The following is a 24,063-nucleotide window of genomic DNA, read 5'->3' as shown; positions in this document are numbered from 1 at the left end:
CACCATCTAACCAGAGAGTGTGATCTGCGCCGCGCCTACGTCAGGTTCGGCTCGGTGACAAAATCGACAAGCTGTTCGACGGCTCCGATCAGCGGAGCTTCCAGATCGCGGAAGCTCTCCACCGCGTTGTACACACGCCGCCACCCTTCCTGAGGTGTCCCCCAGCCGAGTTCCCGGCAAATCCCCGTCTTCCAATCCTCGCCGCGCGGAATCTTCGGCCAGGCAGCAATTCCGACGGACTTGGGCCGGACCGCTTCCCAGACGTCGATGTACGGATGGCCCGTCACCAACACGTTCGGGCCGAGGCCCTGCGTCAGTTGCGTTTCCTTCGAGCCGGTAACCAGGTGATCGACAAGAACACCGACTCGTCGCCCGGGACCTGGGCCGAACTCCGCAAGTCGCTCCCCCAGGTTGTCCAAGCCCTCGAGGTGTTCGACAACTACACCTTCGACGCGCAGGTCGTGTCCCCACACCCGTTCCACCAGGGCTGCGTCGTGGACACCCTCCACCCAGATCCGGCTGGGAAGTGCTGTGCGAGCGCGTAATCCTTCAACACGGGTCGATCCCGACGCGGACCTCGCCGACTTGGCAGACGTAGCCTTAGGTGCCGGTCGCACCAACGTCACGGGTGCGCCGTCGATGAGGAATGCAGCCTCACGCATCGCAAACAGTCGCTTCTGCGAACGGCCGTCCTCGAGCCGAACAAAATCACCGTCGTACGTGCGCTCGAATCCGACGACCGCGCCGCAGAATCCCGTTGCCGCATCCTCGACGACGAGGTCGCGCTCGGCCGCCACCTGGGGCACTTGACGTTTCTGGGTGCGGGCATGGCCCGCGAAGATGTCACCGTATCCGTTTCCACCGCTCACGCCGGATAACGCTAGGTGACAACGCCCAAGGGGCACAGGTTGCCACGCCGAACTAAACTCTTCTGTCATGAGTTCTCCCAGCGCAACGCTCACCGTGTGGGCAGCATCATGGCTCGCCGGCGACAGCGCCCCGGACGACGTCATCGATGCGCTCGTGGCGTGGGCACCGATGCATTTGATCGGTGCCGCCGACGCGGATACCGCGTCGGCCCTCGGACTCGACTGGCCGGGTATCACCGACGGTGGCGCGCCGATGTTGCTCCGCGTGCTGCGACGCGCCGGGAACATCTCACCGACCGACTTACGATTGGCGCTACCTGCCCCGGGTGATGTGCGCGGTCTGCCTGCCGGTACCGGGTTCGCCGCAGCCGCGTTGGGCGCCGGTGAAGGTGTTCTGGTCGGCGCTGCGGGATCTGCGGGAATCGGACTCGTTCCCGTGCATGAAGGTCCCGACGTTCTGCGCTGGACGGTGTACTCCGTGCCGACCGTGACGGGGCCGGCCGAGTATGTCGGTCTCGGAGAAGCCGAATATTCGATGCGCGAGGCCGTTCGCGACGCCGCCGCGGCACTGCTGTCGCTTCAGACCGTCCCCACCGGCACGCCGGGTGACGATGCCCGGGCAGCAATTGCCGATGCACTCTCCGACCTGGCGCATCACCGCTACCCCGATTCCCTTGCACCTCGGGCGCTGCGAGTCCTCGACAGCGCCGATCAGGTTGCCGCTATTTTGACTGTGGCCGAGCATGATTCGACCAACCAACCACCCAGCATCTCCGCTGTCCATGCCCGAGAATCCTTGTTGCGGCCGCTGTGGGCCGCGGTGCGATCCGCCCGAACAGCAGCGGTGGCGAGTGCCTCCTCACACCACCCGGCGGGCGAAAACTAGACAGCGACAGTCACCGATCACAACTTGCGAACGAATTTTCGACGATTCTCAGCGAACCCGTTGCGATCACCGAACATGTCGCTCTTCATTTCCTCGAGTTCCCGCTGTTCGTACGGCGCGACCGGATCGAGTGCGAGCCGCGATCGTTTCTTCTCGAGCATCGCTTTCCGCCGATCCCCGACGAGAAGGTCTGTTGCGATCTTGTTCAGCCACGACTCGAAAAGCATCGGATCGCGAGGCCCGATGGCATCAACAAGTCCGATCTGTCGAGCCTGGCCGATGCTGATGGGTTGACACTCCGAAAGCAGCCGCCGAGCCTGGTAGTCACCAACCCGGGCGGGAAGCGTGTACGTGTGCAATTCTGAGCCGAACAATCCCATCGTGGCGTAGTGCGGATTGAGAACTACACCGTCCCTGGCTGCGACGACGTCGGCGCCGAGCGGGAGCATGACGCCGCCGGCTCCGGCATTTCCGGTGAAGGCGGCAACGAGCACCTGGTCCACACAATTGACGATCTGGTTCGCGACCGCGTTGATGGCCTTGATGTTCGACCACGCTTCGCCGGCCTGATCGGCGGCGGCCTCGATCACATTGAGGTGAATACCGTTGCTGAATCCGCCGTAATCACCGGTCAACACCAGAACCTTGGTATCAAGTTCGATGGCCCAGCGCAGACGGTCGGCTAACCGTCGGCACTGCGCGGTGCTCATCGCGCCGTTGTAGCAACGGAAGGAGAGGTAGCCGATATCGCCGTCCCGGTGGTAGTCGATACCCGGGTAGCGACTGTCTTGCACCTGCGGAACAAAGGTGCCTGGGCGAACCACGGCTGTCGCCGGGAGCTTGAAACCTGCCGGACCTTCAGGGCGCGCTTGGCCGATCCAGACGGTCCCGGCGCCGGTGGCAACACGGATTGCCTCGTGGTGATACTCGAGAATGGTGCCGGGGTCGGCGTCGACATGAGCGTCGAGGTGTGCGTCGTAGACAAATACACGGTCGAGTCCCAATTCGGTGTTCACACCGGGAAAACCGTCCGCCGCATTGATCGCGCGCATGATGCTCGGTGCGTCCTGTGACCACGAGAATGCGCGATCTGCTTGTTTCATGACCGGCCGCGTCGTCGCGGACGCTACCGGCCGCGGTACCGATTCCGAGGTAAGCGGCACAAAATCCGGAGTTCCGAACTTGTCGACTACTTCCTGGATGCACTCCACCGCTGCGGCGGTAACCGCATCGTTGTAGACCGCAGATTTGGGGGCACCGGCGCACAGGTCGAAGGTTCGCCACGCCCACACCGGTCCACCGTCGAGTTCCTCGCGAGCTTGTAATGCGGTGACGCCCCAGGTGCTCTCGCCATCCGCGATCGCCCAGTCCAGCGAAGAGGGACCTCGATCCCCTGGCGGTCCGGGATGGATGATGATCGTCGTCCATCTTCGCCAAATCTCTTCCGGTATATAAACTTTCAGATACGGGCAGATGATGAGATCGAAGTCGTCAGGTGCAGTGGCCACGAGCGCCGACTCCGCGTCCGACACCACTGCCGTCCGCACTCGATGGCCGGCCTCGCGCAACACCAGCGCCGCCCGCTGCGACAGCCCGTTGTCCGAGGTGACAAGAAGTAGCACCGTGCGCGTCGGCGTCGGCGTCGGCGACTCGCTTGGCTGGTTTCGGGCAAACAGGCCAGCAGCGACAGTGCGCAATCGCTGCCCGCTCACCCAACCGCTACGTTGCCTAGATGTTGCTGGTGGTGACATCACGTCATTCGAGGCAACCGTCAGCGACACAGCTGACGAGATCGCCCTGGGGGTCGAAACCATGAATTCCCCTGCTTGCATAGTCGGGTATCAACGGCGTAGACCAGGCTCCCCCAAGCACGACCAACGCACCGATAGGTTGAATTAGGTACTTGGGGACCATATACCTACAGTCGGTTTGTTTCAACAGCTACTATCAAGCAAACAGTTTGCTGGAGCTGACGTCAGGGAGTTTTGTGGTTGATCGCAATATGCCGGTCGATTCGAATGTGCTCATCTAGCGTCGGGTACCGCAAGCCTGTGTCCTGCCCGTATCCCTGACGACGCAACCACGCCAGAACATCTCCCCAGAACCAGATGCCACCCGCCACCGAGTTGTAGGGAACGGGGAAGGGCGTCGACGCTTGCCGAACTCCGCGCACCCACTGCCCGACGGCTTGCCGCGTGACACCCGCACGATCTGCGATGTCCTGCCGGGACACCAGATCCGGATGAGTCCGCTCGGGTCGCACACCGGAGCCGGCAAGTTGGTCGACAAGAGTGATCGCGGTCGTCGCCGCCCGCATGCCTTCCGCGGCGAGAGTCAACAACTGCAGACCTTTTCGCTCCTCCACCCGTCCACCCAGGGACTTGGCGAGCATCTGTTCCTGCGAGAGCGTCAGCAAGGGAACGATAAACGTGAATTCGTAACGCTGGTACAGATCATCGGCCACTCCACCAACATAGCCGCACGCTGCACTGTTTCCAGATGGACACACCCCCAGGTGCGCGATTCCCGCACAATAGTCAGATGATCGACGTCGACGACGCCCAGTTCGAGGACATGGTCAAACGCGCCTTGGACACCTTGCCGCCCAAACTCGGTCGCGAAATGGCCAATGTTGCGGTGACCGTTCAACTCGAAGGTGGCCCACCCGGACTGCTCGGTTTGTACCAGGGAATTCCGCTCACGAAGCGAACAACCACCTACGCCGGTGTACTTCCCGACCGCATCACCATCTACCGTCGATCGATCTGCTCGATCTGCTCCACCGAAGACGAGGTTGTCGAGCAGGTACGACGCACAGTGATTCACGAGATCGGTCATCACTTCGGCATCGGAGATCCCCGTTTACGAGAGCTCGGTTGGTGACATCACACTCACATAGGCTGCGAAAATGAGCTAGAGGTTGATAATCGCCGAATAGTCATGTCAGCTGTACCGACACGCCGCAACAACTGAACATCTACAGGAGTTCACATGGTCAACCTGATCCAGATCGCCCCGAAGAACACGCCGACCTTCGCCATGAGTCGTCAGAAGGCCGCCGAACTGTTGGGCATCTCGGTCGACAGCGTGGCCTTCCTCCTCAAGTCCCGGTACCTACCCGATTTGGATGCCGGCCGACTCATCACGATGGCAAACCAGCCGTGGATGTACACAGACGGCGACTATCCGGTCCTGCAGCAGGGCGCGTCCGAGCTTGCCCCTAAGAAGTTGGTCCCGCCGCGCAAGTACATCGGCGAGAGTGCAGCGCACTCCGACGCCGAGTGCGTGGAAGCAAACCAGGGAGTGTGGGCCGGATTCAACGTCGACCATGTTCTGGCCGCTCGTTTCCTGCCGGTCACACTGCGCAAGTTTCCGGTATCCGTCCTCCAGATCCACGAAGCAAACCGGGGCGACGAAGAGAAGGTGTCGTTTGTCGCAACGCTTGCCGGACGCGTCCGTGAACTAGGTGCGCCGTCGCTCAACTACATCGATCCGTCGCTGAGTGCCGAAGACCAGGCGATCGTCGCCGCCCTGCTGACCTCACGAAGTACGTCGACGGTGCCAGGCCCGTGCGGAAAGCTGAAGCAGCCCAACGCATAGCTCGAAGCGCTCAGCGCTTAGGCCGCTGCACTGCGGCACAACAGTTGACCGCGCAGGAAACGCCGTTGGTGGTCGAGCCGAGCAACGGCTCGACCCCGAGGCGGAGCGGCGGCTCACCGGCCAGACGTTCGGAAATGAGCGTCGGTACCAATTGCGCAAAACGCGGGTCCTGGCCTGGCGTCGCCGCCCGCACAAAATCCATTCCGAGTTCTGCGGCTTTGTCCCTGGCCTCGGTGTCGAGATCCCACACCACTTCGAGGTGGTCGGAGACAAAACCGACAGGACATACGATCACCGCGCGAACATCATTGGTGGACAACATATCCAGATGATCGCAGATGTCAGGGTCGAGCCACGGCACCTGCGGCGGGCCGGATCGTGACTGCCACACAAGATCAAAACCATCGACGCCCACAGCGCCGGCAACCAGGCGCGAGGCTTCAGCGACCTGACGGCTGTACAGGTTGCCGCCAAACTCGGGCGGTCCGGCATTTCTGTCGGCGGCGATCGGTACCGAATGCGCCGTGAACACCAGCCGAGCGTCGTCGCGAGTCGCCTCGGGCAGAGCCGCGCGCGCCGCCCGGATTCCGTCGGCAAACGCGCCGATGACCAGAGGATGGTCGTAATACTGACGAAGTTTGGTCAATGTCGGTGCGCCGTCACCGACCGCTTCACGAGCACGGACGATGTCCTCGTGGTACTGACGGCACCCCGAGTACCCGCCCCACGCCGACGTGGCAAAGACAGCCGCGTTGCGGATACCGTCGTCGCGCATCTGTGCCACAGTGTCCTCGACCATGGGGTGCCAGTTGCGGTTTCCGAAGTAGATCGGAAGATCCAGCCCCGCCGTTGCCAGTTCACCCCGGACTCGCTCGATCAAATCTCGATTGAGTGCATTGATCGGCGAGACACCACCGAAGTGCATGTAGTGCTCAACGACCGCATCAAGACGCTCAGGTGGAACTCCCCTTCCCCGCGTGACGTTTTCGAGAAAGGGTCGAACGTCCTCGGGTTTTTCGGGACCGCCGAACGACAACACGAGAAGAGCATCGAACTTGTCGTCCACACCAACAGTCATGCCTTCAATCTTGCGCGATGCCGATCGCCAGACAAAACCCGGGTACGCACTGTTGTAGTAGAACTAACTGCAGTAGAACTAACAAGGCGTTTCGCGTGGCGGATTGTCGCCGTCGTGCGTCCGAACTCTCGCCTCGGCATACGCGGCGAGGGTCGATTCGCCGATAGTTGCGGTGGCAGGGTGGAACTCGATGCTCACCCCATGCGCGGCGAGGAGTTCGTCGGTCCAGTAGTCGCGAATGCGCGGGTCGATCCCACTGAGGTGCAGCTGACCGCCAACCGCGTCGAGTCGACGAGCATAATCCGCGACGATGGTGAAGAACGTTGCGCTCACCGTCGTGCGCCCCCTCAGCCGCAGGATCACCACCGGCGACCTCGCACCGGCGGGATCCGGCAGATGCGCCGCAAGCGTGCGCGCTCCCGCGTAGAACAGGCTGCCGTACACGTCGAGTATCACGATCTCGTTGTCGGAGAGTTGTTTCGGTGCGCTCGCCTCGACCAGTTGGTTGCCGTCCACCCGCAGGCGGACCACCTTGAGGTCGATGGCTTCCTGGTTCAGCTGCAGGATCAGTGAGAGCGCGACCCCGATTCCCACCGCGGCTGTGACCGGCAGCAACAGCGTCGCCATCAGCGTTGTACCGAACACGACCCGGGAGGTATATCCGCTGCTCCAGATGGCCGACAGCTTGGCCGGATCCAGGGACCCGGCAGCTGCCACAATCAGGACAGCTGCGAGGGTTGGCATGGGCACTTGCCCGACCAGTCCCGCGAAGGCTGCGAGCAGGACAACCAGCCACAAACCCGACCAGATCGCTGCCCAACGGGTACGGGCACCCGCTGTGCGATTGAGCGCAGTCTGCCCCACCGATCCTCCGACTGGCATCCCGCGGAGCAAGGATGCAGCGACGTTGCCGACACCTTGCGCGGTGAAGTCTCGATTGGCGGACGAGCGTGAGCCGTCCGGATTTGGGGCGGATTCGGCCACTCCGGCACCTTGGACCAGCACAATGACCGCCACCGTCAGCGCGCCACTGAGCAGGGCGGGGCTCAGCACGGTCAGATCGGGAAGACCCGGGATCGGGAATCCAGTGGGGATAGTCGCGATGTCGGAAACGCGGCTCACGGAATCCCAACCCAACGCCACCACAAGAACGGTCGGCACGAGCAGCGCAACCAACGATGCGTACAACCGCAACCGGGTCTGTCCCAATGCCCACATGAGTATCAGGGCACTGACGCCCACCACCGCGGACCGCCAGTCGATCTCCCCCGGGTGCGTCAACACATTCACTGCCTTCGCGAGCGCAAACCCGCCTTCCGCGTCGACCCCCAACAGCGCCGGGATCTGACCGAACGCGATGTTGGCCGCAACCCCGAGCAGAAATGCGGTCATCACGGAATGTGAGACGAAGCGCGTGTATCTCCCCAGCCGCAAGACGGCGGCCACGATCATCACGCCACCGGCGACGAGGGTAAGCATCACCAGAGCCGCAGATCGGTCCTCATCGGGGATATCCGTCAGAGCCGACCCCGCCGCCAGTGCTGAGGCACTCGTGGTGGTGACCACCATCAGACGGGTACTGGTGGACAATCCTCCGAATACCCGGCCGGCCATGCTCGCATAAAGACCGTGCAGCGGACTCACTCCGGCGAGCACACCCGAGGCCATACCGTCAGGCACGCTACCGATCGCACCGGGAAGACCCGCGATCACATCGGCTCGGGTCATTCGCTCGCGCGGCAGCAGAGCACGTATGCGACCCAGAACTGCGCTCATGTAGCCCCGAGATACGACATGTGGCGCCCTTCGTCCGGGAGGTGATTCGTGATCCCATCGTCGACCACGGGTGCACTCTCCCGCCTCATCCCGACCGGGTGAAGCGCCGCGGGCTTTCTCTTCGAGAACTCCGCAGGATCACAGCGGCGTGAAGTTCTCCAATGCAGCCATTGCATCGAGCTGTTCGAGATAGTGCGCCAGTGATCGATGAACTGGGCGGAACGGGACCATTGTGACGCCTGCTTCGTCCATCTCGGCAAGCGTCTCTTCTACCTGATCAGGGTGCGCGGCCGGGTCCAGAGAGTCCGCACCGCAGATAACCTCGAAGCCCGCGGGACGCTCCGGAAATCCTGCCAACATTGTTCGGAGGGTCTCCATGTCCGGTGCGCCGGGCATCCACCCGTCACCGAGCGTCACAGCCCGCCGCAACGCGCGCTTGCTGTGCCCACCGACCCAGAGCGGCACGCGCGGTTGGATCGCGTGGGGATCGATGATCAATCCGTCGAAATCGTAGAACTCGCCGTGATACTCCGGTTCGAGCTGTGACAGCGATGCGCGTAGCGCGCGCATCGCGTCATCTGCGCGCGGGCCTCGTCCTTCGAATGGCACACCCAGTGCCTTGAATTCCGCCTCGACGGTCCCTACGCCCAAGCCCAGAACCACGCGCCCGCCGCTCATCCGGTCCAGAGTCCCGTATCGCTTGGCGATCTCGAGGGGATGGTGATAGCCGAGGACAAGGATGTTCGTCACAAGGCGTAGGCGCTCGGTCTTTCCCGCCAGATACGACAAGGTTGCCAGAGGATCCCAATAGCGCGTTCCGCGCCCATTGGGCAGCTGAGGCGACCATACGTCGGAGGGCATACCGATGTGTTCGCTACAGGTGACGAAATGGAAGCCGCACCGATCGGCATGCTGCGCAATCTCTGCGATTTCCTCGATCCCCGCGTCCAGTTCCCAATCCGCCGTTCGGCCTGGGATGACGCTCACGACCGGTGTACTGATGCCGATTCGCATCGATGCAACTCCTTCGACTGTGCACCGGCACGTACGGGTGACGGCCGCTCTCGGAGCTGAACGTACCAGAAGAATGAACGCTGTTCATTGTGGTATCCAGGGCTCGTCTACCCGACCGGTTGAACACCTCGCTGTGCGAGCATGAGGGCCATCAGTCCGGATTCCTGACTCTGGGTGCTGATCATGTCGCGGGCGGATTGTTTGACCGGACCGTCGGCCAGAAGTTCGTCGGCCGCCTGGGCCATGACGATCCCGCCACGGTGATGACGCTCCATCAACTGCAGGAACGACACTTCCGCATCAACCCCCGTAGCTGAGGTGAGAGAGTCGAGTTCGGCCATGGTTGCCATCCCCGGCATCGACGCCTGACCGCGAGTTGCCTCTGATGTCACAACGCCATGGTGCGCGGCAAGGTCTGTCGAATTCGACGCGGTGTGCATCCATTCCATCGGAGTGCGACTACCCGGGGTCACGTTCACGAGTCGCAGCCAACCGAGCATCATCCCGATCTCGGTCCGCTGCGAATCGTCGATCTGTTGCGCAAGCCTACTCACCGCTGGATCGACATTCGTGTTCAGTCGCTGGGCGATGAACAGGGCCTGCTGGTGGTGTGCGACCATATCGTGAACAAACCCGATTTCGTTGTCGCTCAATATCTCTGCAGGCGCAGCCTGCTCCGTGAACATCAGCGGCCGCAGCGCCGCACCGAGCACAACCAGCATCACCGCAAGGCAACCGAACGCTGCGACGCGCACTACCCGCGTCGTCGTCATGAACCGACGGTCGAGTGCTGATCAGCCGGTGGCGAGTAGACGTCGGGATCCAGTTGCAACGCCATGAACCCGTTGTCCGCGCACGTCACCCACAGCTTGCTGCCGCGCCACTCCGGCGCCGAGAAGCACCAGTCCGTGGAGATGTCGCCTTGAGTGAGCATCCCGCTTCGCGCGCTGAGTGCTTGGTTCGGGTCGAATTGACCACTGAGAATCGACTGGCCGATCGCGGGCGCGCTCAATATCGGAACGCCCAAGATCGACGCCAATGCATGCGGTGAGTTTGTCAGCGCAAGATTGTCCCCCGTCTTCGCCGGCGGGTTGTAGTAAGCGATTTCCCGGACGTCGAACGGGTCGCGGACATCAAAAACCCTGATCCCGGACGATATCCACCCACACGCGAGAGCCGTGGGATTGTCCGGGCGGTCCGCTGCGCAGTAGTGCGATTCGTAAGCAAAGGCCGAACCGCCGGACGCTGACGCGAGCGAGGAGTCCTGATTCTCGGGAAGGTTGATTTCGAGCTTGATCGAGTTGGCGATCTCCGGTCGGGCTGCGTCGGAGACGTCGATGAGTTTGACGCCGCCCGAACCGCCCTCGTCGACGGTGAACAGATACGGTGCGCCGTCGTAGTTCACCGGAATACTGTGCTGCGTCGCCCATCCGTCGGTCCACGAAAGCTGAGAGAGTTGGCGAACCTGAGGATTGGGGTCACGTCGCTGCACCGCACTGACGTCGAGTACGTGGATGCCGCCCATATTGTTCGACAGGTACAGCTGATTCCCGTCGTCGCTGACGCCGATTCCGTGGGTCGAGAGACCGATCAGGTCCTGCCACACCACCTTCGGGGTGGAGGGGTCGGTGAGGTCGACAGCGCTCACAATGCCGGGCGCGGTACCGGAGGACCAGTAGGTATTGCCGTCCGGGGAGAACCCGCCCTCATGCGATGTAATGGGAAGGAGCATCCCCAGATTCGTTCCCGGTCCCGGATTGAGCAGTTTCGGATGAGCGCAATCGGAGATGTCGTATACCGACATCATGCCAACGCCGGTCAACAGGGGAACTCCCGTTCCCACCAAGAGTTTTCGCTGCGTGTTGACCTTGAGGCTCTCCCACGTTCCCGCGAGCATGGCAGGTTCGGTCAGCGTTGCAGTGAGTTTCGGGTTTGCCGGGTCGGAGGCATCGATAACCTGCACGCCTTGTGCGGGTCCGAGGAGATTTCCGGGGAAGAAGCTGCCGACATACGCGCAGTTCTCGAAACTGGTTGAGGTGATTCCGCCGCCACGGCCTTCGTACCCACCCAACCGAGAGATGTTGCAGCTGTAGCCCGTTCGACTGCGTCCGCTGTTACGGTCTTCAGCTGGTACATCACCCTGCAATCCGGTTTCCGGCTGAGAATCCTCGTTACAACTCGCGCGCTCGACCGCATCGCTGCCGACGGCATGGGATTCGTACACCGTACCTGGACTGGATTCCGGCGCCGCTGCGGCGCCGACCACTGGAAGTAGCAGTACGGCCGCCGCGGCAACAATCGCGGACCTGACCGTTCGACGAGCGCTCAGCGGTTTCATCTCTGCGCAACCCCCTGTGTATCGGGCGTCGGCGATACTCGACCGTATCCATCCCACCTACCGACGTCCTGACCGAATGTCCGGTTCCCTGGGGAAGTGTGCGTGATGCACGCCACTCTCGTCAAGAGTGAACGCGACTCTCCATCAGATACCGGAGGTCTCAGGTATTTACCAAGTCAGCGTCGTACTGCAACGAATCGTTCGGGTTGATCGGGAACGATTCGAGGTCAGGGCATGCCAGGATCTCTTTCGCGGCGGCCCGACTGCACCCCACGAGAGTCGAATCAAAATCGACCTCTGTAGCAATGCACCACGAATGGTCCTGCGGCCACACGAGATTTGCTGACGGCGTCCAGGGTTTTGCACCGATCAGGTCGGGGATAGTCGACGCTTCACGAAGGGATCCTGACAGCACAACATAGTCCCGTCCGGGGTGCCGCAGCCGCGGTCCGGAGATCAGTTCCCGGGCGAGCGAAACAACGGGTGCGGGGCGAGATTGTTTCTTTCCGGCACTGTAGATCGCCGTAGCTCCGGCATGAAAGAAGCCATTGCCCTCCCACACCGCGAAGTACGCATCGTCCGGTGAATTCGTATGGCCCGCAAGAAGATCGACAAGACGCTGATTGTCGGGCGGATCGAGTGAACCGATATCCGGCTCACCGCCGTCCCAGAGCTCGCTGCGCGGATTCACGGAATCAGTGGCGTCGATCAAACGCCACCATTGCACAAGCGGATGAACCCGCCGACCGGTTACGGCGGCAACATCACGCCAGCGGACCACGTGAGTGCCGACGACGTCGACCGGATGGAGAACTCGCACGTACGCGTCGAAACCCGAAGGTACAACTGCCGTCAGCGCACCCGACAACCGTGGTTTGATCCAGTCACCGACCGCCACGTCGTCGACTGGTTCCATCACCAAGGTCCTCCGCTTTGAGGTCCCCCGTGTTCGCCCTCACCTGGACGTAGCTCGTCGAGCAGGCAAAGGCGAACCGGATTCAAACTACTAACCCACCATTGCGTGGAAACCGCCGTCGACGTAAATGATCGACGCAGTTGTGCCCGGCAACCAATCCGAGAGAACGGTGCAGACCGTCTTCGCAACGGTTTCACGATCTTCGACGTCCCAGCCGATGGGCGCCGCACTGTCCCAGCCGGTGTTGAGCTTGTCCAACTCGGCACCCGGGCCGGTGCTGTCGCCGGCAATTGCCTTGGCTGCGAGCGTCTTGATCGGGCCCGACGCAACAAGATTGGAGCGGATGCCACGAACGCCGACCTCTTTGGCGACGTACCGATTCACAGCCTCGAGGGTCGCCTTGGAGACACCCATCCAGTTGTAGAACGGCATCGCACGCGACGGATCGAAGTCCATACCGACGATGGAACCCTTGTCGTTCAGAACCGGCAACAGCGCCTTTGCGAGGGCACTGTACGAGTAGGCGGACACCTCGAGAGCAACGGCAACGTCACTCCACGGCGCGTCCATGAACGGGCTGCCCAGGCACGAGCGCGGGGCAAAGCCGATGGAGTGGACAACGCCGTCGATGCCCTCCGGAGCCAACTCGCGGACACGATCGGCCAAGGTGGCCAGATCTTCCGGGTTCTGGACGTCGAGGGAGATGGCCGGCGGCACCGGCTGCGGTAGACGCTGGGCAATGCGGTCGATCAGACGCAAACGATCAAAACCCGTGATCAAGACCTTGGCGCCCTGCTCCTGCGCAACCTTCGCCACATGGAATGCGATGGACGAATCGGTGATGATGCCGGTAACGAGAATGGTCTTACCCTCGAGCAAACCGCCCATGAGTTGTCCTCCTGAAGTGAGACGTACGAAGTGAAAGGAAAGTGTGGAAGCGGGGACTAGTGCCCCATACCCAGTCCACCGTCAACCGGAATGACGGCGCCGGACACGTACGCCGAATCGTCGGAGGCCAGGAAACTCACCACTGCCGCAACATCTTCCGGCTTGCCGGTGCGCTGAAGCGGAATGTGTTCGGTGGCCTTGTCTTTCACGTCGTCGCCCAGCGCTGCGGTCATGTCGGTCTCGATGAAGCCGGGGGCGACCACGTTCGCCGTGATCGAACGGGAGCCCAGTTCACGGGTCAAGGACCGGGCGATACCGACGATGCCCGCCTTGGAGGCCGCGTAGTTGACCTGCCCGGGGCCACCGGCAAGCCCCACAACCGATCCGAGGAAGATGAAGCGTCCGAAACGCGCTCGCAGCATCGATCGCGTCGCCCGCTTTGCAACCCGGAACGTACCCGTCAGGTTTGCGTCGATGACACTGGTGAACTGATCTTCCGACATGCGCATGATCAGGGTGTCGTCGGTGACACCGGCGTTGGCGACGATGACCTCGACGGGGCCCTGATGTGCCTCGACCTCTTTGAACGCGCGATCGATCGACTCGGAGTCGGTGACGTCGCAGACAACACCGAAAAGGCCTTCGGGTGCACCGCTGCCGCGGTGTGTGACGGCGACCTTGTGTCCGTCTGCGGCCAAACGCTGCGCGACAGCCAGGCCGATACCGCGGTTACCGCCGGTAACCAAAACCGAGCGTGGAGTGGTGACGGTCCGTTCTGACACCACTGGGGTGGAAGGGGTAGACATGGCGATCAACCTATCAATTCCAGGGCCGAGTTCCGGCAGTAGTCGGACAAACGAAAATGGTGCAGGGTCATGGCAGCCGTTGGCGAGTGACCAAGGCAACGGTCAAACCTGCGGTGGCAAACAGAACTCCGAGAATCAGCCACGGCTTGCTTGCATCGCCACGGGTGGTCTCGAATCCGATCTGCTCTTCCAGCGTGTCGTACACCGCACGCAACTCTTCGAGGCTGGATGCGGTGAAAAAACTTCCCCCGGACAGATTCGCGATTTCCTTCAGCGACGCGTCGTCAACAGGAACCGGAATGCGATCACCCTCGATTTCGACCCGACCGTATGTCGTGCCGAACGAAATCGTCGAGATCGGAACACCTTTGTCTTTGGCCTGACGTGCTGCGGTGAATCCGCCGCGCGGGTCATCCGAATTGTCGGGGACCGTCTGCTTACCGTCGGAGAGCAAGACGATCCGTGCGGGCGGAGCCTGATCACTCCCGCCGAGAACGGCGGACAACGTGTCGATCGACTGCAGTGACGTGAAGATCGCTTCGCCGGTCGCGGTCCGCTCGCTGAGCTTGAGATTGTCGATGGCAACTTTGGTCGCGTCGCGATTTGTCGTGGGAGACACCAACACCGAAGCAGTTCCGGCAAACGCGACCAGTCCCAGGTTGATTCCAGGAGTCAAACCGTCGGCAAACGATTTGGCCGCCTCTTGAGCGGCCGCGAGACGTGTCGGTTCCACATCGGTGGCCTGCATCGACAGCGACACGTCGATCACCAGGATGACGGTTGCCCGGTTCCGCGGAACCTTCTTGTCCGCTGTGGGACCGGCCAACGCTACCGTGAAGAACACCAACGAGATCACCATCAGAATGGCGGAAACGTGACGCCACCGGCCCGGTCGTGACGGCGCCACCTTCTCGAGGAGATCGAAGTTGGTGAACCGCAACGTATGTCTCTGACGCTGCTTCTGCACATAGACGTAACCGGCTACCAATGCGGCGATGACAACCAGGAACAGCAGCCACCACGGCGCAGTGAATTGAGAAAGACTCACGAACGAACGCCCCCAGTTCCGGCGCCGACACCGAAGCTGTGACGGCGTGCCGAGATGAATCGAACCACGTCGGCGATCCAGTCACGATCGGTATGCAGTGACATGAGCGGTGCCCCACACCGGCGCAATGCCTGCTGAACCTCGACGCGATGCTCAGCGGCCGCGCGCGCAAAATCCGCGCGCAACTGCGGAGTGGTCGAGAACTCGCGCGTGCGACCGGATTCCGGGTCATGCAGCACGACGTCACCGACATCGGGCAGTTCGAGGTCGCGCGGATCCACCACTTCGATCCCGAGCACGTCATGACGACCGGCAATGGCGCGCAACGGACGTTCCCAATCCGTCGGGCCCAGGAAGTCACTGATCACGACGGCCAAGCCGCGCCGACGCTGTGGGCGTCGGAGCGCCTCGATTGCGCCCACCAGATCTCCGCGTACACCGTCCGGCGCATGGGGGGTGGTCGCGATCTTACGAAGCATCGCCTGAGCGTGGACGCGGCCTCCCCTGGCCGGAATCCGTGTCATCTGCGCGCCGGTGGAAATGATTGCGCCGACGCGATTGCCGCCCGAACTGGTCAGGTGCGTCACCGCAGCAGCGGCTGCCACAACCAAATCGCGCTTCTCACAACCTGCGGTACCGAAATCGAGGCTCGCGGACAGGTCGATCACCAACCACGTCTCGAGTTCGCGATCGGCTACCGACTGCCGCACATGTGGGTGCGTCGTACGAGCGGTGACGGACCAATCCATCTGTCGCACATCGTCACCGGGCTGATACTCGCGAGCCTCGCCGGGTTCGGAACCGGGACCGGGGATGAGTCCGAGATGATCACCGTGCAACACCCCGTCGAGCCGGCGGCGGACCGTCAACTCCAGTGTTCGCAACGCAGCGGTCAGTCGTGGGTCACGAAGTTCACCGGACTCGAATGACGGCGGTGCACCGGCATGACCGGGAAGGTGACTTTCCGTCACTGCGGGCGACTCATCGGATCAGGGCTCATGAACTGCGCGCCGTTTCCCGCGGGATTGAACTGCGGTGCGCCCTGCTGAGGTTGCTGCATCGGCTGGCCTACCGGCTGTCCCGGTACCGGTTGTGGTCCCGCGACAGTGGGCACCGGGCGCGCGGCGATCTGAGGCAGACCGACCGTCTGCAGGACCCTCGTGATGACGGCGTCCGGAGTGACCTCGTCGGCGAGTGCGTCGTACGACAACACGAGCCGGTGGCGCAACACGTCCGGGATGACCTCGACGACGTCCTGCGGGACAACGTAATCGCGGCCACGCACGAGGGCGAGCGCTCGGGAGGCTGCAATGATGCCGAGTGTTGCACGCGGCGACGCACCGTAGGCGATCCAGCCGGCAACGTCGTCGAGGCCGAATTCCCTCGGCGTACGGGTGGCCGCGATGACCCGAACCACGTAATCGACCAGCGCATGGTGGACGAAGACGGTGCTCGCGACGCGCTGGAGTCGAACCAACTCTTCGGGACCGAGAATCTGGTGGGGTTCCGGCGCGGCGACGCCCATCCGGTACACGATTTCGCGTTCTTCTTCGACGGTCGGGTAATCGACCAGGATCTTGAACAGGAAGCGGTCACGCTGCGCTTCCGGGAGGGGATACACGCCCTCGTTCTCGATCGGGTTCTGCGTCGCCATGACCAGGAACGGGTCCGGCATGTGGTAACGCTTGCCACCGATGGAGACGTGGCGCTCGGCCATGACTTCGAGCAACGCAGACTGCACCTTTGCCGGTGCACGGTTGATCTCGTCGGCCAGGACGAAGTTCGCGACCACTGGTCCCAGTTCGGTGTCGAACTCTTCGCGTCCCTGTCGGTAGATACGCGTACCGATCAAGTCGGTGGGTACGAGGTCGGGGGTGAACTGCACACGGGAGAACGATCCGCCGACCACCTTCGCAAAGGTTTCGACGGCCAGCGTCTTCGCGACACCGGGAACACCCTCGAGCAGGACGTGTCCCTTGGCCAGTAGCCCGACGAGTATCCGCTCGACCAGTCGATCCTGGCCGACGATGACTCGTTTGACCTCGTAGATCGCTCGTTCCAGTGTCTGGACGTCGGTGGCGAGCGACGGAGCTACCCCGTCGGAATTTCCACTCGCCTTGTCTACGTCGACCGATCCGATCGAATCTTCACGTGAGGTCACCAAGAATCCATCGCTTTCACCTAGAAAAGTTCCGACAGTAACGTGTTCCCCGCCAACTATTCCAGGTAGTTGCTCGTGATGCCGCAACACCACGTCAACACATGCAACGAACCGGGCATCGAAGCATGAACGGGTTCAGCCTTCTCGCGAGTTCAGGACACCAGCCGCACGGCGTACGGTGTCATTCCACCCCAGCGAACGGGGGAAACTTTCACACTGGATCCGGACTGCGGTGCTTCGAGCATCTGCCCGTCACCGAGGTACAGCGCCACATGCTGACTCGCGTTCGGACCGTAGAAGATCATGTCGCCGCGTTTCATCTCGGACGACGGAACCTGCTTGCCCGCGGTGTACTGGTAGCCGGTGTAATGCGGCAACGAGATACCGATTCCGGCAAACGCGTAGATCATCAGACCTGAGCAGTCGAACCCGATCTTGTTGAAGTCGCCGTAGCTGTCCGCGACTCCGCCGTCGCGAATACCGCGGGTCGGCCCGTTCTCGTCGCCGCCGCCCCAGGCGTACTGGATGCCGATCTGCGACATACCGCGGTCGATGACGGATTCGATTGCGGCGCTTCCGGACACCGAAGGCACTGTCGGCTTGGGAGTTGCCGGTTTCGGAGTTGTGGGCTTCGGTGTTACCACCGGAGTGTCGGAATCCGAATCGGTGCTCGTGTCCGTCGATGTCTCGTCGTCGTCATCGGGGATGACTGTCGGCGTCGGATCTTCGACGGCAGTGTGAGGGCGCTGAGCAGCAGCCAACGCAGCGGCACGGTCCTTGGCGGCCTGATCGGCGGCAGCCCTGGCGGCGGCTTCCTCAGCCGCTTGCTTGGCAGCCGCTTCGAGTGCGGCCTGATGAGCTTCTTCGGCCTTTCGCTGTTCGTCCCACGTCGCGTATGCCTGGCGCTGCCCCTGCAAACCGGCAACAGCGTTGCGCGCCGCATCGAGTTGGGCTTGCGCGGAATTGCGCTCCGATTCGATGGACGCCTTCTTGGCTACCTGCTGGTCGAGTGCGTTGCGGGCGATCGCGATGGCCTGCTCGGCAAGTGCCTGAAGATTGGCGGCAATTTCGGCGGCCGCGTCGGCGTCGAGCTTGGCTTGCCTGGTCGCCGAGTCCTTGTTCGCCTGTTCGGTCCGAGCGCGCTGCAAACCGTCGAGCACGGCGCGTTGGGTGTTCGAGAGAAGTTTGAGGACCTGCGCTCGATCGAGGACGTCGCCCGGGCCCTTGGCGTCGAGGAACGACGAGATGGACGCGGTATTGGTGCCTTGGACGTAACTCGATCGGGCGTACTTGTCGAAATCGCTCTGCGCCACGTCGATCTGTGCGCCGGCGTCCCGAAGTGCTTGTTTGGTGATGCCGACGGCTTGGGCTGCGGCATCGGCGGCGCCTCGAGCGTTCTGCAGGTCGACGAGTGTCTTGTTGACGTCTTCGCGTTTGACGGCAACTTCGTTGTCGAGTGCGGACAACTGCTCATTTGCCGCGGCAACCTGGTTGATGAGGGCGCTGACCGTGCTGACACTCGATGAAACCTGCGAATCTGCGGACGCGATTTCGGAGTCACTGGGATTGGGCGGAGGCGGCGGGACCGACGCTCCGACACCCGGGTTTCCGACAACCAGGGCAGTGACGATGCCCGCACCGATTACCAGCTGTGCCAGGCGGGACGACGCTCGGGAAGGTTTACGACGGCCGAATCCGCCTCGTGTTACTTGGCTCACAAATAACTCTCCCTCGCGTGTACGCCACGGGCCCGCTGGGTCGCCGATCCGTGCGGGGAGGGAATGCGCAGGAAGCTATGACGCCACGTGGCGCCACCAACAAGATGCAGCGAAGTAGCTACCGCTTGTCGCTAACCCGCCGTTCGGGGGCAACGCTCGGCGCCGCCCGGTTTCGGGTGGCGTCGCGCGTAGTCCGTCGAACAACAGCCATCTTTCTGCGACACTTCTTCCCCAAAAAGTGCCAGTTGTACCGTACGACACTTGAGAGAACTTTGGAAACTTTAGCCCCAAATAACACATCGGGTATTTCACCAGGTGGATTGCTGTATCCAGACGAAAAAGCAGGTACTCACCACAAATGCTGGTGAATACCTGCTAGTCGAAATTCAGGAACGTGCGCGCTGGACTAAGCAGATCCGGCGTGTCCGACGGCCAGTTCCGAAGGTTCGCTCACCTGCTCGGTGACCGCGGGTTCGGGGCTCCGACGCCATTTGACGGCAAAAGTAATTGCCGCCGCGATCGCCACAATCGCCACCAACAGGACCGTGTACAAGGCCCACGGCGGACCCGGTTGGACAATCTCATGGGAAAAGCGATCGGCGATCGCAGCAGAACTGTCCCCGAACGAGCGATCCTGCGCGGTCTCGAGCTGTACTCGACTGATCGAATCGCTGGAACTGCCCATCCAGTCCGGACTCATCACCAAGATCGTGCCGCCCTCGGATTCGCCGACCGTCGTCGCCAGATCCCGAAGGTCGGTGTCGCGGGAAGGATTGGCGTCGAGAACGATCACGCTCAAATCGATCCCGCGCTCACGTGCGTCGGCGACGACATTCACCAGTGCAGGGACATCGGCAGCCGGTGCGGAAACCCCATTCTGCGCAACGTCGGCAACCACGTCGTCGACATCGACGTCCGATGGGACTGCGGCATGCAGAGGTAGTGCGGCGTGCAGCGGACCGCTCGCATGCAAGGGCGTGAAGACCAAATGTGTAGGAGCAGACATCTCTCATCCGGGTGCAGTTCGGTGCTCGTTCACACGCGAGTGTGCGAATGAATCCGAGGTCGTTATCGGGCGGTCTGACCGCGACGGGCCTGAATGCACCCTACTTGAGGTTGAGTGCGAAGCCCGCGAGTCTTCGACACTCCGCACAATCCGTTGTGGGTCAGCTCACCCAGTCAACCCTGCGTTGCGCAGGTCCTGAGACTGCGTGAAGATTGTTTCGGTCAAGTTGCCCCGAAGTCTCACAGGACAAGCGTACTGTTAGACTTCAGACCGAGAGGTACCTCGCCTCGACCGAGTCCACTTCAGCTCCGATGTTCGGACAGTTCTCACGTGAACTGTGCGATTGGCGTGAGCTGTCACCGGATACGCCGAGTTGTAAGTACCTCGCTTCAGCTGCCGACACAGCCCCGTCGGTGGCGACCCTCATAGACGAGTGGAGCAGACGTGAGCACCAGTATTGATTCGTTCGGAGCAAAGGGAACCCTCGAGGTCGGTGAGAACTCTTACGAGATCTTCCGCCTCTCGGCCGTCCCCGGCACCGAGAAATTGCCTTATTCCTTGAAGGTTCTCGCCGAGAACCTTCTCCGCACCGAAGACGGTGCCAACATCACCGCGGATCACATCCGCGCCATCGCAAGCTGGGATCCCTCAGCTGAGCCGAGCATCGAAATCCAGTTCACGCCTGCCCGCGTGATCATGCAGGACTTCACCGGCGTTCCTTGCATCGTCGACCTCGCCACCATGCGTGAGGCTGTCACCACCCTCGGTGGCGACCCGAACAAGGTCAACCCGCTCTCCCCCGCCGACATGGTCATCGACCACTCGGTCATCCTCGACGTCTTCGGCCAGGCCGACGCTCTCGAGCGCAACGTCGACCTCGAATACGAGCGCAACGGCGAGCGTTACCAGTTCCTCCGTTGGGGTCAGGGCGCATTCGACGACTTCAAGGTCGTCCCCCCGGGAATGGGAATCGTTCACCAGGTCAACATCGAGTACCTGGCACCCACCGTCATGTCCCGTAACGGACAGGCATACCCCGACACCTGTGTCGGCACCGACTCGCACACCACGATGGTCAACGGCCTCGGCGTGCTCGGCTGGGGCGTCGGCGGCATCGAGGCCGAGGCAGCAATGCTCGGTCAGCCCGTCTCCATGCTCATCCCCCGCGTTGTCGGCTTCAAGCTCTCGGGTGAGATCAAGCCAGGCGTCACCGCAACCGACGTCGTGCTCACCGCAACCGAGATGCTCCGTAAGCACGGCGTCGTCGGCAAGTTCGTCGAGTTCTACGGCAAGGGTGTCGCCGAGGTTCCGCTCGCGAACCGCGCAACCCTTGGCAACATGAGCCCCGAATTCGGTTCCACCGCAGCGATCTTCCCGATCGACAGCGAAACGATCGACTACCTGCGCCTCACCGGCCGCAGCGACGAGCAGCTCGCTCTCGTCGAGTCGTACGCCAAGGAACAGGGCCTGTGGCACAACCCGGACCAGGAGCCCGTCTTCTCCGAGTACATCGAGCTCGATCTGGGAACCGTTGTTCCCTCGATCGCCGGCCCGAAGCGCCCGCAGGACCGAATCCTGTTGTCGGACTCCAAGCCTGCGTTCCGCAAGGACATCCACAACTACGTGGAAGACAACCAGCCGACCGAGCACACGCAGCTCGACGAGGCCGTCGAAGAGTCCTTCCCCGCTTCCGATCCCGCAGTGCTCTCGTTCGCTGACGACGGAGCGGTCGACGTTCTCTCGGCTGCGAACGGTGCGCATGGCCGTCCGAGCAAGCCGGTAGTCGTCAAGTCCGACGCCGGTGAATTCGTTCTGGACCACGGCGCCGTGGTTGTTGCCGGCATCACGTCCTGCACCAACACGTCCAACCCGTCGGTCATGCTCGGCGCTGCACTGCTCGCACGCAACGCCGTCGAAAAGGGCCTTGCCACCAAGCCGTGGGTCAAGACCAACATGGCGCCCGGTTCGCAGGTCGTCACCGACTACTACGAGAAGGCCGGCCTGTGGCCGTACCTCGAGAAGCTCGGCTACTACCTCGGCGGTTACGGCTGCACCACGTGCATCGGTAACACCGGACCGCTGCCCGAGGCAGTCTCGAAGGCCATCAACGACAACGATCTCTCGGTCACCGCGGTGCTCTCGGGTAACCGTAACTTCGAGGGTCGCATCTCCCCCGACGTCAAGATGAACTACTTGGCTTCCCCGCCGCTCGTGATTGCCTACGGCCTCGCCGGAACCATGGACTTCGACTTCGAGACCGACTCGCTCGGTAACGACACCGACGGAAACCCCGTCTACCTCAAGGACATCTGGCCGTCCACGCAGGAAATCGAAGAGACGATCAAGTCCTCGATCGACCAGGACATGTTCCGCAAGTCGTACGCAACCATCTTTGCGGGCGACAGCCGCTGGCAGAACCTCGAAACACCGAAGGGCGACACCTTCGAGTGGGACGCGAACTCCACCTACGTGCGGAAGCCACCCTACTTCGACGGTATGACGATGGATCCGGCTCCGGTCAAGGACATCAAGGGCGCTCGCGTCCTCGCACTGCTCGGCGACTCGGTCACCACTGACCACATCAGCCCGGCAGGTCCGATCAAGGTCGGCACCCCCGCCGCGCAGTACCTCGACTCCCATGGCGTCGAGCGTGCAGATTACAACTCGCTCGGATCGCGTCGCGGTAACCACGAGGTCATGATTCGCGGAACGTTCGCGAACATCCGTCTGCGTAACCAGCTTCTTGATGACGTCTCGGGTGGATACACGCGCGACTTCACGCAGGAAGGCGCACCGCAGGCATTCATCTACGACGCGTCGCAGAACTACCAGGCAGCCGGCATCCCGCTGGTCGTCCTGGGCGGCAAGGAGTACGGCTCCGGATCCTCGCGTGACTGGGCCGCCAAGGGCACGAGCCTGCTCGGCGTCAAGGCCGTCATCACCGAGTCGTTCGAGCGCATCCACCGCTCCAACCTCATCGGCATGGGCGTTGTCCCGCTGCAGTTCCCGGTCGGCGAGTCCGCAGGGTCGCTCAAGCTCGACGGCACCGAGACCTTCGACATCGAAGGCGTCGAGAAGCTCAACGAGGGCGTCACCCCGAAGACCATGAAGGTCACGGCAACGCGCGAGAACGGCGAGAAGGTCGTGTTCGACGCAGTCGTACGCATCGATACCCCCGGTGAAGCGGATTACTACCGCAACGGTGGCATCTTGCAGTACGTGCTCCGCAACATGATCCGAGGCTAGTTCGCCAGCCTGCCTTTTCCGCACGGCGGACTCAGCGACCTTGCTGAGTCCGCCGTGTGCGTTTGGTATCGGTTCACGGGTGGTGCCAACTCCGAACAAAGAGTCGGCATCGTGGAGATGCGCGAGACGAGGACAAGAACGTGCCCAAGGTCAGTGAAGACCATCTCGCGGCACGGCGCAGTCAGATCCTTGACGGTGCCCGCCGCTGCTTTGCGGAATACGGCTACGACGGCGCCACAGTCAGAAGACTGGAAGATGTCACCGGGTTGTCCCGAGGCGCGATCTTTCATCACTTCAAGGACAAGGACGGACTTTTCCTCGCGTTGGCGAGCGAGGACGCGAGCCGCATGGCCGACGTCGTCGCCGAAGAGGGCCTTGTGCAGGTGATGCGCGACATGCTCGCTCAGCCCGACCAATTCGATTGGCTTGGCACACGCTTGGAAATTGCCCGGCGACTGCGGACCGATGCGGATTTCCGTGCCAAATGGTCACAGCGGTCGGCGGAACTCACCGAGGCGACCAGCGCTCGTCTGGCCTTCCAGAAATCTGCCGGGCGGTTGCGTGACGACGTACCCACCGACGTACTGATCGGCTATCTCGATCTGGTGATGGACGGTCTGGTGGCCCGAATCGCGTCGGGCCACGCCGGCAACAATCTGTCGGCGGTCCTCGATCTGGTCGAGGAATCGGTGCGTCGACAGGACTGAGGGACT

The 24,063-nt window shown here is 62.3% G+C and carries 21 protein-coding genes; 5 read left to right on the top strand and 16 right to left on the bottom strand.

The window, feature by feature from the left end; all coding sequences use genetic code 11:
• Positions 1–35: 35 nt before the first annotated feature.
• Positions 36–869: a DUF3097 domain-containing protein gene (locus FEZ60_RS03360; protein WP_092807988.1), complete on the bottom strand. Its 834-nt coding sequence runs from the start codon at positions 867–869 to the stop codon at positions 36–38.
• Between the two features lie 67 nt (positions 870–936).
• Between FEZ60_RS03360 and FEZ60_RS03355 the strand changes: the two genes are divergently transcribed.
• Entirely contained in the window at positions 937–1,755 is an 819-nt protein-coding gene (locus FEZ60_RS03355) for a hypothetical protein (RefSeq protein WP_045067725.1), read from the top strand.
• Positions 1,756–1,772: 17 nt separating this feature from the next.
• On the opposite strand, the gene FEZ60_RS03350 is transcribed toward FEZ60_RS03355, so the two are convergent.
• Entirely contained in the window at positions 1,773–3,569 is a 1,797-nt protein-coding gene (locus tag FEZ60_RS03350; protein WP_172935509.1) for an enoyl-CoA hydratase-related protein, read from the bottom strand.
• Positions 3,570–3,730: 161 nt separating this feature from the next.
• Complete coding sequence (locus tag FEZ60_RS03345; RefSeq protein ID WP_172935508.1) at positions 3,731–4,219, bottom strand: hypothetical protein; 489 nt, start codon at positions 4,217–4,219, stop codon at positions 3,731–3,733.
• A gap of 77 nt (positions 4,220–4,296) precedes the next feature.
• On the opposite strand from FEZ60_RS03345, the gene FEZ60_RS03340 reads away from it, so the two are divergent.
• Both FEZ60_RS03340 and FEZ60_RS03335 read left to right on the top strand, forming a co-directional pair.
• Complete coding sequence (locus FEZ60_RS03340; RefSeq protein ID WP_033232076.1) at positions 4,297–4,638, top strand: metallopeptidase family protein; 342 nt, start codon at positions 4,297–4,299, stop codon at positions 4,636–4,638.
• 108 nt (positions 4,639–4,746) lie between these two features.
• A complete protein-coding gene (locus FEZ60_RS03335) occupies positions 4,747–5,355 on the top strand; it encodes a hypothetical protein (RefSeq protein ID WP_033232077.1) in 609 nt (202 codons plus the stop codon).
• A gap of 10 nt (positions 5,356–5,365) precedes the next feature.
• Here FEZ60_RS03335 and FEZ60_RS03330 read toward each other — a convergent pair whose 3' ends face one another.
• The 13 genes from FEZ60_RS03330 to FEZ60_RS03270 all read right to left on the bottom strand — a co-directional run bounded on the left by FEZ60_RS03330 (position 5,366) and on the right by FEZ60_RS03270 (position 20,104).
• Positions 5,366–6,433 (bottom strand): ferrochelatase, encoded by a 1,068-nt coding sequence (locus FEZ60_RS03330; protein WP_172935507.1) that lies wholly within the window; start codon positions 6,431–6,433, stop codon positions 5,366–5,368.
• Positions 6,434–6,511: 78 nt separating this feature from the next.
• Positions 6,512–8,209, bottom strand: a complete 1,698-nt coding sequence (locus tag FEZ60_RS03325; protein WP_095886288.1) for a SulP family inorganic anion transporter — start codon at positions 8,207–8,209, stop codon at positions 6,512–6,514.
• A 138-nt stretch (positions 8,210–8,347) separates the two neighbouring features.
• A complete protein-coding gene (locus tag FEZ60_RS03320) occupies positions 8,348–9,223 on the bottom strand; it encodes an LLM class F420-dependent oxidoreductase (RefSeq protein ID WP_116103237.1) in 876 nt (291 codons plus the stop codon).
• A 107-nt stretch (positions 9,224–9,330) separates the two neighbouring features.
• A complete protein-coding gene (locus tag FEZ60_RS03315) occupies positions 9,331–9,996 on the bottom strand; it encodes a DUF305 domain-containing protein (protein ID WP_172935506.1) in 666 nt (221 codons plus the stop codon).
• The gene (locus tag FEZ60_RS03310; protein ID WP_172935505.1) at positions 9,993–11,561 is read right to left on the bottom strand and encodes a hypothetical protein; all 1,569 of its coding nucleotides are present in this window, start codon (positions 11,559–11,561) and stop codon (positions 9,993–9,995) included. Before FEZ60_RS03310 ends, FEZ60_RS03315 begins: the two co-directional genes overlap by 4 nt.
• A 160-nt stretch (positions 11,562–11,721) precedes the next feature.
• The gene (locus FEZ60_RS03305) at positions 11,722–12,477 is read right to left on the bottom strand and encodes a hypothetical protein (RefSeq protein ID WP_172935504.1); all 756 of its coding nucleotides are present in this window, start codon (positions 12,475–12,477) and stop codon (positions 11,722–11,724) included.
• Positions 12,478–12,567: 90 nt separating this feature from the next.
• The gene (inhA, locus tag FEZ60_RS03300; RefSeq protein ID WP_045067716.1) at positions 12,568–13,365 is read right to left on the bottom strand and encodes an NADH-dependent enoyl-ACP reductase InhA; all 798 of its coding nucleotides are present in this window, start codon (positions 13,363–13,365) and stop codon (positions 12,568–12,570) included.
• A 56-nt stretch (positions 13,366–13,421) separates the two neighbouring features.
• Entirely contained in the window at positions 13,422–14,171 is a 750-nt protein-coding gene (gene fabG1 / locus FEZ60_RS03295) for a 3-oxoacyl-ACP reductase FabG1 (protein WP_045067715.1), read from the bottom strand.
• Between the two features lie 67 nt (positions 14,172–14,238).
• Positions 14,239–15,219, bottom strand: coding sequence for a VWA domain-containing protein (locus FEZ60_RS03290; protein ID WP_033232085.1), 981 nt, complete (start codon positions 15,217–15,219; stop codon positions 14,239–14,241).
• Positions 15,216–16,190 carry a DUF58 domain-containing protein gene (locus FEZ60_RS03285; protein ID WP_045067714.1) on the bottom strand — a complete coding sequence of 325 codons (975 nt, stop codon included), beginning with the start codon at positions 16,188–16,190 and terminating at the stop codon, positions 15,216–15,218. The genes FEZ60_RS03290 and FEZ60_RS03285 overlap by 4 nt, the downstream gene beginning before the upstream one ends.
• Positions 16,187–17,359, bottom strand: coding sequence for a MoxR family ATPase (locus tag FEZ60_RS03280; protein ID WP_080711641.1), 1,173 nt, complete (start codon positions 17,357–17,359; stop codon positions 16,187–16,189). The genes FEZ60_RS03285 and FEZ60_RS03280 overlap by 4 nt, the downstream gene beginning before the upstream one ends.
• A gap of 173 nt (positions 17,360–17,532) precedes the next feature.
• Positions 17,533–19,098, bottom strand: coding sequence for an NlpC/P60 family protein (locus FEZ60_RS03275; protein ID WP_045067712.1), 1,566 nt, complete (start codon positions 19,096–19,098; stop codon positions 17,533–17,535).
• Between the two features lie 406 nt (positions 19,099–19,504).
• Entirely contained in the window at positions 19,505–20,104 is a 600-nt protein-coding gene (locus FEZ60_RS03270; RefSeq protein WP_045067711.1) for a DUF6676 family protein, read from the bottom strand.
• Between the two features lie 444 nt (positions 20,105–20,548).
• On the opposite strand from FEZ60_RS03270, the gene acnA reads away from it, so the two are divergent.
• Entirely contained in the window at positions 20,549–23,350 is a 2,802-nt protein-coding gene (acnA, locus tag FEZ60_RS03265; RefSeq protein ID WP_033232089.1) for an aconitate hydratase AcnA, read from the top strand.
• A gap of 140 nt (positions 23,351–23,490) precedes the next feature.
• The gene (locus tag FEZ60_RS03260; protein WP_033232090.1) at positions 23,491–24,057 is read left to right on the top strand and encodes a TetR/AcrR family transcriptional regulator; all 567 of its coding nucleotides are present in this window, start codon (positions 23,491–23,493) and stop codon (positions 24,055–24,057) included.
• Positions 24,058–24,063: the final 6 nt, after the last annotated feature.

It is taken from the genome of Rhodococcus sp. MS16, from assembly GCF_013277795.1.
Classification (GTDB): Bacteria; Actinomycetota; Actinomycetes; order Mycobacteriales; family Mycobacteriaceae; genus Rhodococcus_F; species Rhodococcus_F globerula.
The sequence above is the reverse complement of the archived record's forward strand: the minus strand, read 5'-3'. Positions and strand labels throughout refer to the sequence as shown.